This window comes from Amazonocrinis nigriterrae CENA67 (assembly GCF_016056305.1).
Lineage (GTDB): Bacteria > Cyanobacteriota > Cyanobacteriia > Cyanobacteriales > Nostocaceae > Amazonocrinis > Amazonocrinis nigriterrae.
Map to the genome: position 1 here is coordinate 288,996 of NZ_JAECZC010000001.1, position 18,646 is coordinate 307,641.

General features: G+C 41.1%; 14 protein-coding genes. 9 read left to right on the forward strand and 5 right to left on the reverse strand.

All coding sequences use genetic code 11. The features are described 5' to 3' along the window. The first annotated feature begins 156 nt into the window (after positions 1-156). On the forward strand, positions 157-993 hold the full coding sequence (locus tag I8748_RS01210) for an SPFH domain-containing protein (RefSeq protein ID WP_198122865.1): 837 nt from the start codon (positions 157-159) through the stop codon (positions 991-993). Positions 994-1,128: 135 nt separating this feature from the next. Here the strand turns inward: I8748_RS01210 and folP are convergent, their stop codons facing one another. Beyond that, entirely contained in the window at positions 1,129-1,968 is an 840-nt protein-coding gene (folP, locus tag I8748_RS01215; RefSeq protein WP_198122866.1) for a dihydropteroate synthase, read from the reverse strand. A gap of 189 nt (positions 1,969-2,157) precedes the next feature. Between folP and I8748_RS01220 the strand changes: the two genes are divergently transcribed. Then, positions 2,158-3,339 (forward strand): CapA family protein, encoded by a 1,182-nt coding sequence (locus I8748_RS01220; RefSeq protein WP_198122867.1) that lies wholly within the window; start codon positions 2,158-2,160, stop codon positions 3,337-3,339. Between the two features lie 152 nt (positions 3,340-3,491). Here I8748_RS01220 and I8748_RS01225 read toward each other — a convergent pair whose 3' ends face one another. Both I8748_RS01225 and I8748_RS01230 read right to left on the reverse strand, forming a co-directional pair. Further along, on the reverse strand, positions 3,492-5,156 hold the full coding sequence (locus I8748_RS01225; RefSeq protein ID WP_198122868.1) for a serine/threonine protein kinase: 1,665 nt from the start codon (positions 5,154-5,156) through the stop codon (positions 3,492-3,494). A 330-nt stretch (positions 5,157-5,486) separates the two neighbouring features. Further along, the gene (locus I8748_RS01230) at positions 5,487-7,565 is read right to left on the reverse strand and encodes a BamA/TamA family outer membrane protein (RefSeq protein ID WP_198122869.1); all 2,079 of its coding nucleotides are present in this window, start codon (positions 7,563-7,565) and stop codon (positions 5,487-5,489) included. Positions 7,566-7,683: 118 nt separating this feature from the next. Between I8748_RS01230 and I8748_RS01235 the strand changes: the two genes are divergently transcribed. Further along, positions 7,684-9,063: a lipid-A-disaccharide synthase-related protein gene (locus tag I8748_RS01235; RefSeq protein WP_198122870.1), complete on the forward strand. Its 1,380-nt coding sequence runs from the start codon at positions 7,684-7,686 to the stop codon at positions 9,061-9,063. 109 nt (positions 9,064-9,172) lie between these two features. Here I8748_RS01235 and I8748_RS01240 read toward each other — a convergent pair whose 3' ends face one another. Beyond that, positions 9,173-9,895, reverse strand: coding sequence for a response regulator transcription factor (locus tag I8748_RS01240; RefSeq protein ID WP_198122871.1), 723 nt, complete (start codon positions 9,893-9,895; stop codon positions 9,173-9,175). A 494-nt stretch (positions 9,896-10,389) separates the two neighbouring features. Between I8748_RS01240 and I8748_RS01245 the strand changes: the two genes are divergently transcribed. The 4 genes from I8748_RS01245 (at position 10,390) to I8748_RS01260 (ending at position 15,758) form a co-directional block, all read left to right on the forward strand. Further along, a complete protein-coding gene (locus tag I8748_RS01245; protein ID WP_198122872.1) occupies positions 10,390-12,339 on the forward strand; it encodes a PAS domain-containing sensor histidine kinase in 1,950 nt (649 codons plus the stop codon). Between the two features lie 277 nt (positions 12,340-12,616). After that, entirely contained in the window at positions 12,617-13,048 is a 432-nt protein-coding gene (locus I8748_RS01250) for a response regulator (RefSeq protein WP_198122873.1), read from the forward strand. 228 nt (positions 13,049-13,276) lie between these two features. Beyond that, a complete protein-coding gene (locus tag I8748_RS01255) occupies positions 13,277-14,602 on the forward strand; it encodes an ATP-binding response regulator (RefSeq protein ID WP_198122874.1) in 1,326 nt (441 codons plus the stop codon). A gap of 31 nt (positions 14,603-14,633) precedes the next feature. Then, positions 14,634-15,758, forward strand: coding sequence for a hybrid sensor histidine kinase/response regulator (locus tag I8748_RS01260; RefSeq protein WP_198122875.1), 1,125 nt, complete (start codon positions 14,634-14,636; stop codon positions 15,756-15,758). A gap of 24 nt (positions 15,759-15,782) precedes the next feature. On the opposite strand, the gene I8748_RS01265 is transcribed toward I8748_RS01260, so the two are convergent. Then, positions 15,783-16,238, reverse strand: a complete 456-nt coding sequence (locus tag I8748_RS01265; RefSeq protein ID WP_198122876.1) for a response regulator — start codon at positions 16,236-16,238, stop codon at positions 15,783-15,785. Between the two features lie 528 nt (positions 16,239-16,766). Here I8748_RS01265 and I8748_RS01270 point away from each other — a divergent pair. Further along, positions 16,767-17,219: a hypothetical protein gene (locus tag I8748_RS01270; RefSeq protein WP_198122877.1), complete on the forward strand. Its 453-nt coding sequence runs from the start codon at positions 16,767-16,769 to the stop codon at positions 17,217-17,219. Between the two features lie 206 nt (positions 17,220-17,425). After that, on the forward strand, positions 17,426-18,628 hold the full coding sequence (locus I8748_RS01275) for an AAA family ATPase (RefSeq protein WP_198122878.1): 1,203 nt from the start codon (positions 17,426-17,428) through the stop codon (positions 18,626-18,628). Positions 18,629-18,646: the final 18 nt, after the last annotated feature.

Here is an 18,646-nt window from a genome sequence, read left to right on the forward strand (position 1 = left end):
TAAAAGATGCACAAGACTCATAGCAGCGAGTCAACAGACATAGCTGCTGTGTTCATAAAATTACAGACTCGAAACATTAGACTTAAAGGTAGGACAAGGTAGTACCATGTCCTTTAAACTAAAATTCCCCTAAAAACTAAACAAATAGGAGGATATATGGAACCATTGATTGCTATTGTCTTAGCGCTTTTAGGCTATGCCTTAGGTTCAGCAAAAATTATTAACGAAGGGAATGAGGCTCTAGTCGAACGTTTAGGGCGATATCATCGCAAACTTACCCCAGGTCTTAACTTCATAGTTCCCCTAGTTGATTCCATTGTGATGGAAGATACTACACGGGAACAGATTTTAGACATTAAGCCCCAGAACGTGATTACCAAAGATAACGTTTATCTAGAAGTAGATGGCGTTGTCAACTGGCGGATCACCAATATGGAAAAAAGTTTTTACAAAATTGATGATATTCAGCAAGCATTGGCAACCTTGGCTCAAGTTGAACTCCGTGCCAACATTGCCGATAGAACTCTAGCGCAAACTATAGCCTCCAGAAACGAGGTTAACCAAGCCCTATTAAGGGTTTTAAACGATACAAGTGCAGAGTGGGGAGTTCAGATTATTCGAGTCGATATTCAGAGTATTACACCCCCTGAGAGCGTCCAGAAGTCAATGGCAGAACAACAGTCTGCTGAAATCAGAAAACAAGCAGCTATCACCACAGCAGAAGGAGAACGGCAAGCTGCTATCAAGCGAGCAGAAGCAACAAAAGAATCTATTCAGATACTTTCTCAAGCTATAACTTCCAAGCCGGAAACAAAAGAAATTCTCAAGTATCTTGTGGCTCAAGAACATCTAGAAGCTAGCCAAAAACTTAGTGCGAGCCAAAATGCTAAGATTGTTTTTCTCAATCCAGCATTAACAGAGGGAGCATTGGATCAGATGATAGGCGAAGCGGCGAGTCACGAAATTGAGAACAATGGCTCTGAGAAAGGTTAATCAAAAGTAAGGTTGGCTCAATCTTAACTAAACGCCTGTGGACAAGTAGTAGTAGACTACCTTGGACGAAGCAGGAAGAAAACACTAACCCAATTAACAAGTTTGAGGAGGTAATGGTAAGTTTTTACGAGCAGATTATCGCAACAGAGCATCAGCAATCAGCGAAACCTCGCGCATTTCTTTAACATCATGAACTCGTAGTATATCTGCCCCATTAAAAATAGCTGCACAACACGCCGCTGCTGTACCCCAAACTCGTGCTTTTGGCTCTGGTTGGTTTAAAATCCGACCAATGAAACTTTTACGGGATGCTCCAACTAAAATAGGGCAGTTGAGGGCTTTCAATGAGCGCAAGCGGCGAAAAATTTCTAAATTTTGCTCATAGTTCTTAGCAAAACCAATACCTGGGTCAATGATGATTTTCTCAATGTTAATGCCACAAGCGATCGCTGCTGTTATTTGCTTTGCCAAGAAACTAGAAATTTCCCCCATTAAATCCTGATAATCAGTCATTTGTTGCATCGTCAGCGGTGTTCCCCGGATATGCATCAATATAATCGGCACATCCAAACTTGCCACCGTTGGCAACATATCTAAGTCAAATGTACCTCCAGAAATATCATTAATAATATCTGCTCCAGCTTCCACAGATGCCTTTGCCACAGCTGCCCTGGTTGTATCCACAGAAATCGGTACTGAAATTTTTTCTCGTACCACCTGCAAAACTGTTAACACCCGGTTAAGCTCTTCAGCTTGAGTGATTTGTTCTGCCCCTGGTCGGGTTGATTGACCACCCACATCGATAATGTCAGCACCAGCAGCCACCAGGGCTTCAGCCTGAGCTAAAGCAGTAGAGGTAGAATTAAACTCACCGCCATCACTAAAGCTGTCAGGAGTCACATTTAAAACGCCCATTAGATAAGTACGCTGTCCCCACTCGAAACAGCGTTCCCGAATTATCAACTTGCTAGACATACAGCAATTTTTAGGTAGATAGAAAGTAAAAGGGGAGCAGGGGAGCAGGGGAGCAGGGGAGCAAAACAAGCGATAACGAAGTAAACTAATTTACCAGCCTGGATAAACACGATGTGCTAATTATTCATCTATATACATAGATGAACAATTTTTGGGATAAACTAATGCCATCGTGTGAGGTGTAAAACGATGGTAAATCGCAGGCTGGTGCAATTACTGTCAGTGGGCTTTATTAGTGGCTGCTTTTGTCTTGGCATTGGTATTGGAGTATTCATTCGCTTTGGGCAATTACTCCCATCTGACGCTGCTACCTCATCCACTGAGTCTAACTCATTTCCATTTGCAGTGCCGGAACCTCTACCACCAGGAGGGGAGGAAACTTTTCCAGACACCATCACCATTAAAGCCGTTGGGGATATTATTCCTGGTACAAATTTTCCTAACTACAGGTTGCCTCGCGATCGCAATAAATTATTACCCAACTCAGTAAGAGAACAACTAGAGGGAGCTGATATTTTACTTGGCAACTTTGAAACTAGCCTAACTAACTATCCCTACACTACTAAAGATATTAGTCGCGGACAAGTTTTTGCTTTTCGCTCGCCACCCGCCTATGCTGAATTATTTGCGGATGCTGGATTTAATGTGTTCAATTTGGCAAACAACCATGCAATGGATTTTGGTGCTGTGGGGTTCCAAGATACAGTTAATAATCTTGCTGCTGTTGGTATTGCCACACTAGGTCTGAAAAATCAAATTCTTTATTTAGAAGCCAATAATATTGCGATCGCAATGATCGGCTTTTCTCCCTATGACATGTATAATTCTATTCACAATCTTGAAGCTGCCCAAGCATTAGTCACAGAAGCTAAAAATAATGCCAATGTCGTAATTGTATCAATGCACGCAGGAGCAGAAGGAACAGGGGCGCTGCACGTTAAGAATCAAACAGAGTTTTTTTATGGAGAAAACCGAGGTAATTCTATTCAGTTTGCCCGGACAATGATTGATGCAGGAGCAGACTTAGTACTAGGACATGGCCCTCATGTCCCAAGAGCAATTGAGATTTATAAAGGAAAACTCATAGCCTATTCTTTGGGTAACTTTCTGGGATACCGAACTTTATCGACAGATGCTGAAACTGGGTACTCAATGATTTTAGAAGTTGAACTGAGTTCCAAGGGAGATTTGGTATCAAGTAAAATTATCCCTGTGCATATGAATCGTCAGGGAATTCCTTACATAGATCAGCGTTTCCGTACAGTAGAACTGATGCGTTCTTTAAATCGTCAAGCTTTTCCCAATAATCCGGTGAAGATTGATCAAAAGGGGAAAATTGTTGTAATGAATGATGTAAAAAAAGAAAAATAAATATTTTTAGTAACAATGTTTATGAATGAAAAATATTAAAATTTCATTCATAATGTTGAGCAAAACTTATTTGTTTTACGCTTTTATTCGCTGAGATTAACCATGTAACTCTGGTATTATTTGAAGTTTTACATTTGGCTGAAAACACATTATTAATGTTTCTCAGGTTGTGGGTTTTCCTGGGACTTCTCATTTTTTTGAGATTGATTATCAGTAGATGAATTTTGCTTATCTTCCAAGGTTGGTACTACTATAGCGGGAGTATCTGAGCGTTTTGATTCCGCAGGTGGTGGTGCTGATGGTATAACCACAGGATTAGATGTCTTTACAGGTTGGGGTGATGGCTTCACTGGTTGGGGTGGAGTGGAATTCTGATTAGAAGAGGGCAAAGTATTTTCTGATGATGTAGAGGAAGGACGACGAGATGAACGAATAGACCGTAGCTTCTCTACTAGCGATGGCGATGGAGAAATGCTGGGGGAAAGTGGGGGTTGTTGAGAATCGCGACGTGATGATTCTCCTGAGTTGGGTTGTTGTGACGATTTTTCTGTAGAATCGCTGCTACTAGTATTAGGAGATTGTTCTTGTCTACCATAACTGCGCTTGCTACGCCGCCTAGAGGTTGAGACAGGTGCAGATTCAGTTGGTGAGGAGGTTTGAGAATCTTTGGCAGTGTTAGGCTGTTGACTCTCAGGCAAGGGTGGAAAATCAATGGTGGGTTTTTGCCCAGCAGGCTCTATTTTGGGCTGTTCAAGCGTCTGTTGCTGATAATTAGAATATAGATTAGTGATGCCAAAACCTGCTGTAGCAGCAACCAGGGCGATACCTGTACCCAGAAATATCTTAGAATTTCCCAGTTTTTTACCAATTGCTGTTAAATTCTTGACTGGTGATGGCTTGTTGATGTGATTGACAACAGTGACTGCGGGTAACTTTCCTGGCTGTTGGGAAGATAAATCGATAGTCGGCATCATGTAAGTGGCTGCTGTTTGAGGTGTAGCATTCACTTCATTTGCAGGTAGTAGTTGTAGCCACTCGGCAACTGTCGCCGGACGAAAGCGAGATTCTACAGCCATGCCACGCATTACTGCTTGATTGACTGCTGCACTCAGGTGGGGTTGTAGTTCGCGGGGAGAAGGCATTTTTTCGCGATCGCGCAACAATGCTGGCAAGGGAACTTGTGCTGTCAATAAAGCATATAATGTTGCTGCTAAACCATAAACATCTGTAGCAGGTGTGCGCGGTGCTTGCGTCAGGTATTGTTCTATGGGCGAATAACCCTCAGAAACCAAACCTGTATGAGTTTGTCTGACACCGCTGTTAAATTCCCTGGCAATGCCGAAATCAATTAGTACTACCTCCTGAGTGCCTTCACGGAGAATGATATTATCTGGCTTGATATCGCGGTGCAACAAACCATTGTTGTGTACTACCTGCAATGCTGCCCCAATTTGCCGGATGTAATGAATTGCTGTGGCTTCTGGCAAGGGTATCCCAGGTAAGACAAAGGCATTTCCCAAGGTTTCACCAGGAATATATTCCATCACCATATAAGGCAGTCCATCTTCGACAAAAAAGTCGCTGACCCGGACAATATTCGGGTGAATACAAGTAGCTAACCGTCTGGCTTCATCTTGGAACTGGCGCTCAAACTTGGCAAAATCAGGATGTTGCCGCAGCTTTTCATTGATGGTTTTCATCACTACCACTTGACCTAAGTAGTGATGAGTAGCTTTAAACGTAATGCCAAAGCCACCACGCCCTATTTCCTGGATTAGGGTATATTTTCCACCCTGCAAAATTGTGCCTGCTAACATAGAGAGTTTTGAGTCCTGAGTCCTTAGTCCTGAGTGAGCAGATAAGTACTGATTCCTGAGTCTTCAGTGATTGCCATACAATAAGCCTTCCCAATATTTTATAAGCCAGACACTGATTAAACTTCGATATCTGTCTTTAGGAATGATTTATTGCTTGGGACACCCGAATTGGAAAAAGCCTCCCTCCCGATTATCGCCAGAGCTTTGTCTTTTTCATAATACAGCAGGGAGATGGGGAGATGGGGAGATGGGGAGATGAGGGGGATGAGGAAGATGAGGGAGATCAGGGACAGGAATAACAACTGACAACTGACCACTAACCACTGACTCCTAGAAACGTTGACCTATGCCGAAATGCACTTTGCTTTCTCCTTGGTCGTTAATACCATAATCAGCCCGGATTAAACCTAGAGGTGAGTCAACGCGTACCCCAGCACCATAACCAAAGCCATAACCTGGTTTGCCGCGCACGCCTGCTGGATCTCCCAAGACAGTATTGCCAGACCCTAAGTCTGAGGCATAGTCTGCAAACAACACGCCTCCTACTATAGGCAAGATGGAGAAGCGGTATTCAGCAGAAGCTGAGATATAACTGCGACCGCTGCCAATATCCCCACTATCATAACCGCGCACTGAGTTGGAACCACCCAAGTTAAAAGCGTCGTAGGGCGGTAAATCACCGATGACTGTACCAGCTTGCAAATTCATAGCAAAGACTTGTGGCTGTTTGCTCTTAAATAAATTGACTGGTACGTACTGGCTGTAATTAGCTTTAATACGATTCATGGAAATATTGCCTTGGCCAAGCGGTACAGATTGTTCTGTACTTAAACGCAGTAGGGAACCTTGCGTAGGATTGTTAGGATTATCTCGTCGGTCTTTGGTGGCGGTGAAAGATACTGTAGCCAGGTCATCGATACCAGTGCCACTGATAGAAAGGGGATTGCCTTGAGCGTCAGTTGGGGTAATATTACCTTGACGATCGCGAATACTGGTGCGAGTGTAGTTAAATCCTAATGAGGTATCCCAATCGTCAATGGGTCGTTGGAAGCTAACACCACCGCCAATTTTACCTTCCCGCACTTTGTCACCATTAGCCAGCTTAATCTCGTCATCAAAAGTTGCTGAAAGTTCTCGGTTGCGGGAGGCATTTAGAGTGTAACCGAAGCGATCGGGATCAGTTGAGCGATAGGGACTAGTAAATTTGGTGTCAAACTGGAAGTCACGCAGGCTTAAGCCAACATTTGCCGAGAAAGTATCGTTAACACCACCAATATTCTGGTCTTGGTAGTTTAAAGTACCTATGACTCCCTGGTCACTGTTGTAACTACCACCCAAGTTAATGGCACGCGCTCCATATTCTTTAAGTTCGTAAACCAAATTAACTTTTGTGGCATCTCCTTCCAGGGCAACATTCACAGTTTCAAATAAGCCAGTACGATAAAGTTGCTGTACGTCTTGGCGTACTACATTTTCTTGAAAGATTTGACCAGGCTTAAGCTTGAGTTGCTGTTGCAAGAAATCTGGTTTAGTGCGTCCCGCAACTAAATTACCTTTACTGTCTACAGTTTTGCCCTCGTCGTTAAGAAAGCGAAATTTGATATCACCCACTAAGCCTTCCGCTACATTCACGCTAAGGATTCCCTGGCGGTTAGGTTTAATTGATAGCACTCGTGCTAAGTTATACCCATTGTCAGCGTACCACTTGTTAATTTGTTCTACCGTTTGCTGGAGTGCCGCAGGGCTAATAGTCTTACCGATTTGAGATTGAAACCGTTCTTGAACTACTTGGTAAGTGAGTGCTTTTGCACCGGAAAGTTCTAGCGATCGCACTACCACTGGTTGCACCTGATACACTACGTTCAATCCTGCTGGAGTGCTGCGGCTATTGACGTTGGCATTGGTAAATAACCCAGTCTCCAAAATTGCCCCTACATCATTTTGTAGTTGGCTAGGACTAGTTTCTCCACCCACTTGGGTTTTAATCACTTTGCGAATAATCTGCTGTAATTCCTGACTAGCCCCCACTATCTGCACGTCTGTGGCTGTGACTACTAAGTTATTGTCAATAGTAGGAGGCTTTGAGACTGGTGGGGTGATGGGGGGAGTAGGAGATTGTGGGAGGATAACGGGAGAATTTTGCTTAGCTGGTGTTTGGGCTACTTTGGAATTATTGTTGACACCTGTTTGCACAACTACAGGATTTGGGGAAAACTGTTGAACAACTACAGTTTCCGGCGATGAGATAGCCTTTACCTGTGTGGGCGTTTCTTCATTGACTGGAACTACCAAGTTTTTAGCTGGTTCAGTCTCAGAAGAATTTGCCACAGGTGCAGCCATTACTTTTTGAGTGACATTGCTAGCGGCTAAAGTAGCTAAAGTAAAAATTGCAGCAGAAGAAACTCGCATAATATTTAGTCTATAAAGTCGGAGTTATTTTAAATGAGGTAATAGCTTTGCTGATTAATATCCCCAGTTTTATACCTCTTTGCCCAAACAGACCGTTAATTTCTATGTTTTGTTTCTTATGAGTGATTTATCTCGTTTATCTTTAGCCTCTAATACACCTGCTGCTACTTCTCGTTTGCAGTTACTTGTTTTAAGTAATGGTCATGGGGAAGATGTGATTGCTGTCCGCATTTTGCAGGAACTTCAACAACAACCAAACCCACCAGATATCTTTGCTTTGCCTCTGGTGGGTGAAGGACGCGCTTATCAAAATTTGAATATTCCGTGTATTGGTTCAGTACGCACTATGCCTTCTGGCGGCTTCATTTATATGGATGGGCGTCAACTGATGCGAGATGTACACGGCGGTTTATTGCAACTTACTTGCAGCCAAATTAAAGCTATGCGCCGTTGGGTAAATTCCCAAAAACGGTTGGGTAACAAAAGAGCTATTTTAGCTGTGGGCGATATTGTACCACTGTTGTTTGCTGCTTTAAGTGGTGCTAACTATGCTTTTGTTGGCACGGCGAAATCAGAATATTACGTGCAGGATGAAGTGGGGTTATTGCCTCGAAAATCAAAAGCTGCACGTTGGGAAAACTTTTCTGGTTCGATTTATCATCCTTGGGAACGTTGGTTAATGAGTCGTCGCCGTTGTCGGGCAGTATTTCCTAGAGATTCACTAACTACAGAAATCTTAAGACGGTGGCCAATTCCAGCTTTTGATTTGGGGAATCCAATGATGGATGGTCTAGAACCAACGTTCTCACCCCAACAATTTTATAGTGCTGATGTCCGACAGCAAGAATTGGCTCGATCGCTAGTGGTAACTCTGCTTCCTGGTTCCCGCCCACCAGAAGCATATAATAATTGGGAAGTGATTATGCTGGCTGTATCTGCATTAATGGCTAGTTTCCAAGAGCGAGATTCAGTTTTTCATACTTCTGGAAGTGTAGTATTTTTGGGGGCGATCGCTTCTAGTTTAGACTGTAATATTCTCTGCCAAACTATTCAATCCCAAGGCTGGCAAACCCACCCAGAATCTCCTATACCCCTTCCTGATACCAATGCCTTGACATTTAAGCAAAGAAATGCATATTTAGTTTTAACACAACAAGCCTACAATGAATGTTTGCATTGGGGAGATGTGGCGATCGCGATGGCAGGTACAGCAACAGAACAATTTGTGGGTTTAGGGAAACCTGCGATCGCCATTCCTGGTGCTGGGCCCCAATATAATCCTGCCTTTGCTGAAGCTCAAAGTCGTCTTTTGGGGCCGTCTCTGATTTTAGTCGAACAGCCAGCAGAAGTTGCAAATGTGATGCGATCGCAACTCCAAGACCCTGATCATTTGCACATCATCGCTGAAAATGGTATGCGGCGAATGGGTAAACCAGGTGCAGCAAGACGTATTGCTAATTGTTTACTGGAGAGATTGGGTATGGGGCATAGGGCATAGGGAATTGGGAATTGGGAATTGGGAATTGGGAATTGGGAATGGGGAATTAATTTAGTTATTCTCCCCCTTGTCTCGCCATCGCCCCATACCCCCCATCTCCCCATCTCCCTCATGCTACCAACCCAGAACGCAAGGCGCGAACAGCGGCTTGGGTACGGTCATCAGCACAGAGTTTATTTAAGATGTTGCGGACGTGGGTCTTGACTGTACCAACGGTAATGTAAAGTTTCTCAGCTATTTGCCCATTGCTACAGCCTGCGACAATCAACTCTAAAATTTCGAGTTCGCGTTGAGTCAAGGGATAAGTTTCTAAAACTTGTTCGTATTCGGTAGCCAGTGCCTCAATTTTCACTGTCTTAGGCTTATCGGATGGCTGGCTTTCTCCAGGAATACCTTGCCGCATCTTCCGCAATACTACATTGGCGATCGCTGGATCGATCCAAGAGTTACCGCCGTAAGTGGCGTGTATCGCCTCTGTTAACCTGCTGATGCTTGTCTCTTTCATGTAATATGAGTCTGCCCCTGCTGCAAAGGCAGCCAGTACTGCATCCTCTGTGTGATCCATTGTCAAGATCAAAATCTTTGTTGCTGTTTGCCCAGTCTCTGCTTGGTAACGCCTAAACTTGCGCGTCAGTTCAATGCCATCCATGTCTGGTAAGCCAATGTCTACCACTGCTACATCCGGCTTAGCTGTTTCCAAAAGTTTTAGTCCTTGGGTGGCATTTGCTGCTTCACCAATCACTTTCAGTCCGCTATAAGACTGTAAAGCAGCTCTTAGTCCCATTCGTGTGAGGTCATGATCTTCAATTAAAATAATGCTTATTTCGCTCATTGCTACACTCGCTCTTTCTGATTGCATCATGCAAACTACGATTTTTTTTAAGCAGCTTCTATGATTTTCCCATTCCAAAGATAGATGATTTCTCTACAATCCTGCATCCACCGATAGAAATAATCAACTTGCTAATTTTTCCTCCTAGATAGAGTTCAAAATCTAGCTGGAGATATATGGCTATTTTACAAGAAAATGTGAAATATTTAGACGAACTCCAACTTTGGACAATACTTAGCTATCACTTATGATTCATGACTTTCTTAATCTAATACTATTCTAAAGCTTTGAAAAAAGCTGGCAAAAATGGACAAGTCAGAAAAAGTTCAATAAGCCATAAAAGAAAGTGAGCCATACCAGCGTGCTATCCTCAATCAAACTTTAGAATTTTTAAGTTTAATTAAGCCTAATCCATTCTAAATAAAATAAATCAAACTGCGTTTAATTTCAGTGAATTTACTAGTAATAATGTTTTTCTATTACTTAACCGGGATATGAAAACTGCCTTTGATCACATTAATCAACATGGGCTAAGTGAGCAAATATTACAAGAAAATGTGTGCTGCTACGTAAACCTCGACCAAATGTCTTCTGTTGGTATTTTTCGCACAGATTTATCGGGTAATTGCCTTTATGTTAATCAGCGATGGTCTGAACTTTCTGGTATCTCATTCACAAAGGCTCTTGGTCAAGGTTGGCGAACAGCTATCCATCCAGATGATCTGGATTTAATCGATACGGAAATCAGACGCACTTTACCAGATGTCAGGCCTTTTAGATATGAATTTCGGTTCCAACATCCTAATGGCAGAATCATCTGGGTGTTGTCACAAGCAGAAGCAGAGACTAAGCCCAATGGAGAGGCTATCGGCTACATTGGTACAGTAGTGGATATTACTGAGTATCGGCAATCAGAACAAGCGCTCAAAGCAAGTGAAGAAAAATTTCGCGCTACCTTTGAACAAGCCGCTGTCGGCATTGCTCATTTAACAGTTGATGGTCGCTACTTACGAGTTAACCAAAAGCTGTGTGAAATTTTAGGTTATAGCCAAGAAGAACTTTTAGGTTTGACATTTGGGGAAATTATCCATCCTGATAACTGGGAAACTGATCTTAACTATATTCGCCAACTTTTAACGGGTGAAATAGAGACTTACTCACAACAAAAATGTCACATCCGCAAAGATGGGTTACCGATATGGATTAATTTGAAAATTTCACTGCTACAGCAAGAAGCTACTAAACAACCACAGCTAGAAGCTGAGTATTTTATTGCTGTAGTTGAAGACATCAGTACACACAAACAAGTAGAGCAAGCATTGCAGGAGAGTGAAGAACGGTTTCATACAATGGCAGATACCGCACCCGTAATGATTTGGATGTCTGGTATAGACAAATTTTGTAATTATTTTAACAGAGTCTGGCTAGAATTTACTGGGCGTACAATGGAGCAAGAACTAGGCAACGGCTGGGCAGAGGGTGTACATCCAGAGGATCTAGAGCGTTATTTAAAGACTTACTGCACGGCGTTTGATGCTCGGCAACCTTTCACTATGGAGTATCGTATGCGACGTTATGATGGTGAATATCGCTGGGTTTTGGATATAGGTACACCCAGGTTCACGGCAAATGGAAGTTTTACTGGATACATCGGCTCATGTATTGATATTAGCGATCGCAAACTCACTGAACTCACACTACAACAACGGGCAGAGGAGTTAGCGCGCTCGAACACAATTTTGGCGCAAACTACGGCCATGTTACAAAAGCGCAACCAAGAATTAGATCAGTTTGCCTATGTAGCTTCCCATGATCTGAAAGCACCTTTACGCGCGATCGCTAGTCTTTCAGAATGGTTAGAAGAAGACCTAGCCGACCAACTACCACCAGAAAATCAGCATCAGATGCAGCTGTTGCGAGGACGAGTGCGGCGTATGGAAGCCTTGATTAATGGCTTACTAGAATATTCGCGTATTGGGCGCATTCATACAGAATTATCTTTGGTGAATGTTGGTCAATTGCTCCAAGAAGTGATTGACTCACTACAACCGCCACCAACTTTCAGCATCGAGATAGCACCAGGAATGCCTACCTTGATTACTAAGCGGATTCCTCTACAACAGGTATTTGCCAATTTAATCGAGAACGCGATTAAGCATCACTCACGAGTTGATGGTCGAGTCAAAATCTCACTTCAAGACGAGGGAAGTTACTACAAATTTGCCGTGGCAGATGATGGGCCAGGTATTGCTCCAGAATATCATGATAAAGTGTTTGGGATTTTTCAAACTTTAGAAGCTCGCGATCGCAAAGAAAATACTGGCATTGGTCTAGCGATCGTCAAAAAAATTGTTGAAACCGAAGGAGGTACAATTAATCTTGATTCTATTGTCGGCGCTGGCAGTACTTTTTATTTTGTCTGGCCTAAGCAACTAGATCAATAAAACTGCTCCAGCTTATGGAACATAATGTTAATTACCAACTCTCACCAATGACTGAGGACGGGTGTTAACCCGCTCATTTACAATATGTATTAGAGCTAAATAAAGTATTTTATTTTACTTTATATCACTTGTATGTATTTTTTTTAAATCACATTGTGAGCTTGCTAATTTCTCTTTGTATTATAGCAATTAGCTCTCAGCTTCAATTGTAATTCCAATATTCTAGTCTATTAACTAGATTGAGGATGATTTTACCAACTCAATTCAAGCCAAGATAATGCAGGAAAGAGTGATCAACATACTATTAGTGGAGGATGATGCAGTTGATGTGATGAATGTCAAGCGGGCATTCAAAAAAGTCAATATTACCAACCCAATTTACCATGCTGACAATGGGGTAGAAGCACTAAAAATGCTACGCGGTCATAATAGTCAGCCTCCCAATGTACCTAATGAACGGCGCTTGATTTTGTTGGATTTAAATATGCCTAAGATGGGTGGCATCGAATTTCTGCAAGAATTACGACGAGATCCAAAATTAAAAGCAACTGCTGTGGTTGTGATGACGACCTCAAACCAAGACCAAGACAGAGTGGAAGCTTACAACTTAAATGTTGCTGGCTATATCCTCAAACCTGTAACCTTTACTAGCTTTGTTGAAATTATGGCAACACTGAACAAATATTGGATTTTGTGCGAAATACCCTAGTTAAAGCATGAAGTATCAAGTATAAACTACTCAACTCCAAATGAATCAGGTATGAAAACCATCAAATCTGATTTTTTGCATGAACCGTAAGGTGATCACTACATCTTTCAAACTCAGGGGTAAGTATTCATCAAAACCCTATCTAAAAATCTAAAATTCTTTAGTTGGATAGTTTGAAAATACCAATGTTATACATCAAACCGTATTTGGCAGCGAAAATAAAAACCGATGGAAAAGACGCTGAAAATTTTGGTTGTAGACGATGATGAAGTAGATCGCATGGCAGTGCGTCGCGCTCTCACTAAAGCAGGAGTTTGCATGGAACTGTCTGAGGTATCTAATGGCCATGATGCACTCTCTGCTTTAAGAAATACTACCTATGACTGCGTTTTCCTGGATTATCGTTTACCAGACCAAGACGGCTTGACCCTAATTCAAAAACTACGTTCCTGGGAAATTAAAGTTCCTTTAGTTGTTCTGACTGCTCAAGGAGATGAAGAAATTGCTGTAGCTTTAATGAAAGCTGGTGCTACAGATTATCTTTCCAAATCTAGAGTTTCTTCAGCAACTTTGGCACAAATTTTACGAAATGCAATTCGAGTACATCGTGCTGAAATGCAAGCAGCTTTAGCAAACCAGCAGCTCAGAGAAAGTCACGAGCAACTGATTCGTAAAAATCAAGAACTAGAGAGACAAAGACAACAAATTCAATTACAAAACCTCAAATTGTTGGAAGCAACGCGGCTGAAATCTCAGTTTTTAGCAACCATGTCTCATGAATTGCGGACTCCCATGAATGCCATCATTGGGTTTTCGCAAATATTATTACGTCCTAAATTCGCTCAACTTACCCATCAGCAAGCGGATATGGTAGAGCGCATTCTCAACAATGGCAAGCATTTGCTGATGTTACTTAACGAAGTTCTCGACTTTTCCAAATTGGAAGCAGGACGACTAGAATTAAAGCCAGAATTCTTTGATTTAACTAAAGTAATAAATACTACAGTAGCAGAAATGCGTTCTCTAGCTGAGGCAAAAAAATTGTCTTTGCTAGTTCAAATAGATATACAAAATCCGATATTATTTAATGATTCAGTACGTATACGACAAATTTTAGTTAACCTATTATCAAATGCTATTAAGTTTACAGAATCCGGCAGCATTTGGGTGGAAGCTAGAGAAATACCGGGAAATCATGTAGCGATCGCAGTTCGTGATACAGGTATCGGCATAGCTCCCAAAGACTTCAAACATATTTTTGAAGCCTTTCGACAAGTCGATCAAAGTCTCACTCGTAAATATCCTGGTACTGGTCTGGGTTTGGCAATCATCGATTCGCTGGTGCGAATGATGGGTGGCAAAATATTTGTAGAAAGTCAATTAGGGGCCGGGTCAATGTTCAGGATTGAAATTCCACGGCAAATCTCATTACCAACCGCCAACGGAAATTTTCAGACTTTACACTTGGACGAGAACACCATCGTTTGTTCCGCTCAAAATCCGCATCAATCTACAAACCATCATTGGGATGTCCCAATGTCAAAGTATAAATGATTCTAAAAAAAGTTGATCAAAGTTGCCAATCATGTCTGTTCTTGAAAATTCTAAAATTGATCGGATTCTTGCCGTCGATGATACTAGAGATAATCTCATTTTGGTTCAGACTATTTTAGAAAGTGAGGGGTATGAGGTTGATTTAGTTTCAGATGGCAGAACCGCTTTAGAGCATGTTGAACAATCTCCACCCGATTTGATTCTTTTAGATGTCATGATGCCAGGGATGGATGGTTATGAAGTTACACGTCGCATTCGTAATAACCCTGCTATCAGTTATATTCCCATTTTGCTGATTACGGCCTTTCACGAATCAAGTGTTGTCGAGGGTTTGGATGCTGGTGCCGATGATTTTATTCGCAAACCATTTGATACTGATGAACTCTTAGCAAGAGTGCGATCGCTATTGCGTCTCAAGCATAGTCTTGACGAACAAAAAAAGATGGCACGCCAACGTGAAGATTTTGTTTCTCGTCTGACTCATGATTTGCGAACTCCTTTAGTCGCAGCAGATAGGATGCTTGATTTGTTTCAACAAGAAACCTTCTGCAAGATTTCGCCAGAAATGAAACAAGCGATCGCGGTGATGATTCGCAGTAACCAAAATTTGATGCAAATGGTGAATACCCTGCTAGAAGTTTATCGTTTCGAGGCAGGTAAAAAAACATTAAATTGGGAAACCTGCAACTTGCCAGAAATCATCCAAGAAGTAGTTAGTGAACTCACTCCCCTTGCCAGTGAGAAAAACTTGATTTTGAAAATGGACACTAGTGGGTTAGAACCAGGTAAAGCAGACGCTGGTGTGATGATGGGTGATGCTTTGGAAATACGGCGTGTATTTAACAACTTAATTGGCAATGCCATCAAGTTTACAGATACAGGTGGCATTACAATTACTATTTCCGAACAATCCGCTAATCCTCAAGGTAAAGATTGGCTCACCATCACAGTGGAAGACACTGGTTATGGCATAGCACCTGAAGACCAAGCGACCATTTTTGAACGGTTTCGTCAAGGTAGAAACAAACGTTCAGGCAGTGGCTTAGGACTACATTTATCAAGCCGAATTGTGGAAGCGCATGGTGGCGCGATCGCAGTTGCCTCACAATTAGGTCAAGGCACAGTCTTTACAGTGCAACTACCAAAACATGGTTAAGTTCTTTTACTCAAAAGTCATCAGCTAATCTTGACATAATTCATAAGCCGAGTAAGCCTCAAATTTACCGTATAGTAAGCGTTGAATTATCGCCTCTAGATCCTCAATCATGTAAGGTTTGCTGATGTACTCATCAAAACCTGCCATGAGAATCTGTTCTTGATCCTCTTTAGTAGCTAAAGCTGTAACTGCCACCACTGGAATGTGGTAGGTTAGCGGATCTTGTTTTAATTGACGCATAACATCAATTCCACTTAGACCTGGTAGCAGAATATCTAACATGATCAAGTCTGGCTGATACTCTTTTGCCACTACCAGCGTTGTGGAACTGTCTGCTTGACAAATGAATCTACAGCCAAGTGACTCAAGAGCATAACTCATCAACAGTAGACTATCATCATGATCTTCTACTACCAACACTAATGGTTGCTGAGAGTTGTGCTTCTTTTGATCACTCATAAATGAATGTGCCAGATACATCTCTTCTCCAGAGGATTCAATAGGAATTTATCGTCTTTTTTGCCAAATTATAGACGGGATTTACCGTAATGGATGGGGTAGATGGCACTTAAAATTAGTTCTTATTTCACTACTAGCAACTTGATACTCGCTACCTTGACAACAAGTGTATGGGGAAAAAAACGTCAAACTGATATATTTAGCAGACACTTATTGATTATAAGCAAAATTACATAATATTTTTTCACTATCCTTATCATAACTTGGTATTTAAAATATTCATCACCCTTAGTATCCATAGTGCTATTTTTTTCCATAAGTTATAAGATGCAGCATCATCAGTAAAAACTTATAGTTATATTGTTTTCTTCTTTAAGCGTGCTGGAGAATAAATCATCTATTTTTTTAGGTTTTCTTAATTCTTGACAATTTTGTATTACATATGTATTATTTTAGTAATCATTCATAAGTGATTATATTTTTCTTCATATAAGCAAAGTAATTACTCACATAAATGCATCTAATTGATTTGATAGATCAAGCACAATTATGGATGTAACTGAGAAATACCAAACAATAGATGAGATAGACAACCTAATAAATAGATTTCAAAACTGTACCTTACCTCGTTGTGAGTGGAATCATTTTGCACACTTGATAGTTGCACTCTCTTATCTGATTCAGTATGAGGAAAAACAAGCCGTCAATCTTATTCGTCAGGGTATCCAAGAGTACAACAAAGCTATAGGTATCAAAACCACAAAAAATAGTGGTTATCACGAAACCTTGACGCTTTTTTGGATTCATATGGTGCGTCGTTATCTATTTAATTTAGAGAAAAGTAGCTCTAATATAGAGCTAGCCAATGAGTTAATCCATACTTATGGAAATAAAAATTTACCTTTAGAATACTATAGTCGAGATTTACTTATGTCCTGGGAGGCTCGTAACCACTGGACAGCACCTGATTTGAAACCAATCGATATACTTCCATTGGTATAACCTCTCTTCAAAGTAGGCATCCGTACAAAAGTGTGTTTAACTAGCTAAGTAGCCGCCATCAACTGCCTAGACAATAACGAATCAAAACCCTTTGTGTCTTAGTGTCTTAGTGGTTATTTGATTTTTTTACTACTAAGGTACAAGACACAAAGTATTTTCAAGTTAGGTTAGTAGAAATCTATTGGTTTATATCCAGAATGCAACATATGGAATTTGATTACTTTAGAAATAATGAAGGCAATCCTCCAAATAGTAAAGGTCAAAGCTTAATTGCTAGTGGTTGGCGACCATTTCAGCGAGATTTCGAATGGGAATTTTTATGGCAGTTGTGGCATAAAGACACACAAGAATTAACACAAAGAACTTTAAATTTAGCAAGTAGTTTTGCTGAAGTTTTAGGACGAAATAATTATACTTGGTGGGCTAACTTATTAAGCATAGCATCTGATAATACTCGCTACGAAGTTGAAAAATTTTGGAATTATATTACACCAGATCCCCAATCACCAGATCATCGCTACAAAGATGTTTTGAGTACAGAAACGCCTATCGTGCAATTTGTCAGTCGTAGCAGCATTCCCATTGATTATGTTCTGAATCGGCTGCAAGAAATTACTGTTTTACGGGTTTTACATCTTTTAGAGCGCCCTGATATTATTACCCAATATTATTTAGAAAGAGATTTTTACTTTCCTGTCGATAAATTTGTGAGTTGGGAGCGTTTAGACGTTGTTAATACAGTTTATGCTTATTGGTCAAAGCATGACATTTGGCTACAAATTGAACTTTATGATCGCGGGCGACGACAATATACTTTAATGTCGAAAAATATCTCGCCATTGATTAACAAAGCGACTTACGATTTAGCAGTCATGCTGAGTGGATATCAAAGTCGTGTAGGGAAGGTTCATAGTCAATTTCCCATTAAGACTTTTCCAGCAGATATTCAAAACTTTACCGACACAGTACAACAGGCAGTACTCAATCAAAATCAGTTAGCAGTTGTGGTACATGGAGAACCAGGTACAGGTAAAACTGCCTGGACACAAGCAGTAGCAAAAGAAATTCTTGTACCTTTAGGGTATGTGATTTTTATTTTAGATCATGATGCGATCGCTAACTTTGTCCCACCGGCTTATTTAGAGCGAATTTGTATCATCATCAACGAAGCTGATAACTTGGCACAAAATCGGGCATCTGAAGTAGCACAATATAATAACAAAACAGAACATATCTTAAGTTTGCTGGATGGTACTTTGTACCAAAGTGTAATTGATGATTCTGGTATTCACATCAAGCAGCGGTTAGTTGTTTTGATGACTTGTAACACCACTGAAAGATTAGATCCAGCAATGTTGCGGAAAGGAAGAGTAGATTTGATGTGTGAATTTTGCCAACGATTTGTTTAAATGCCTCTACACCAAAAT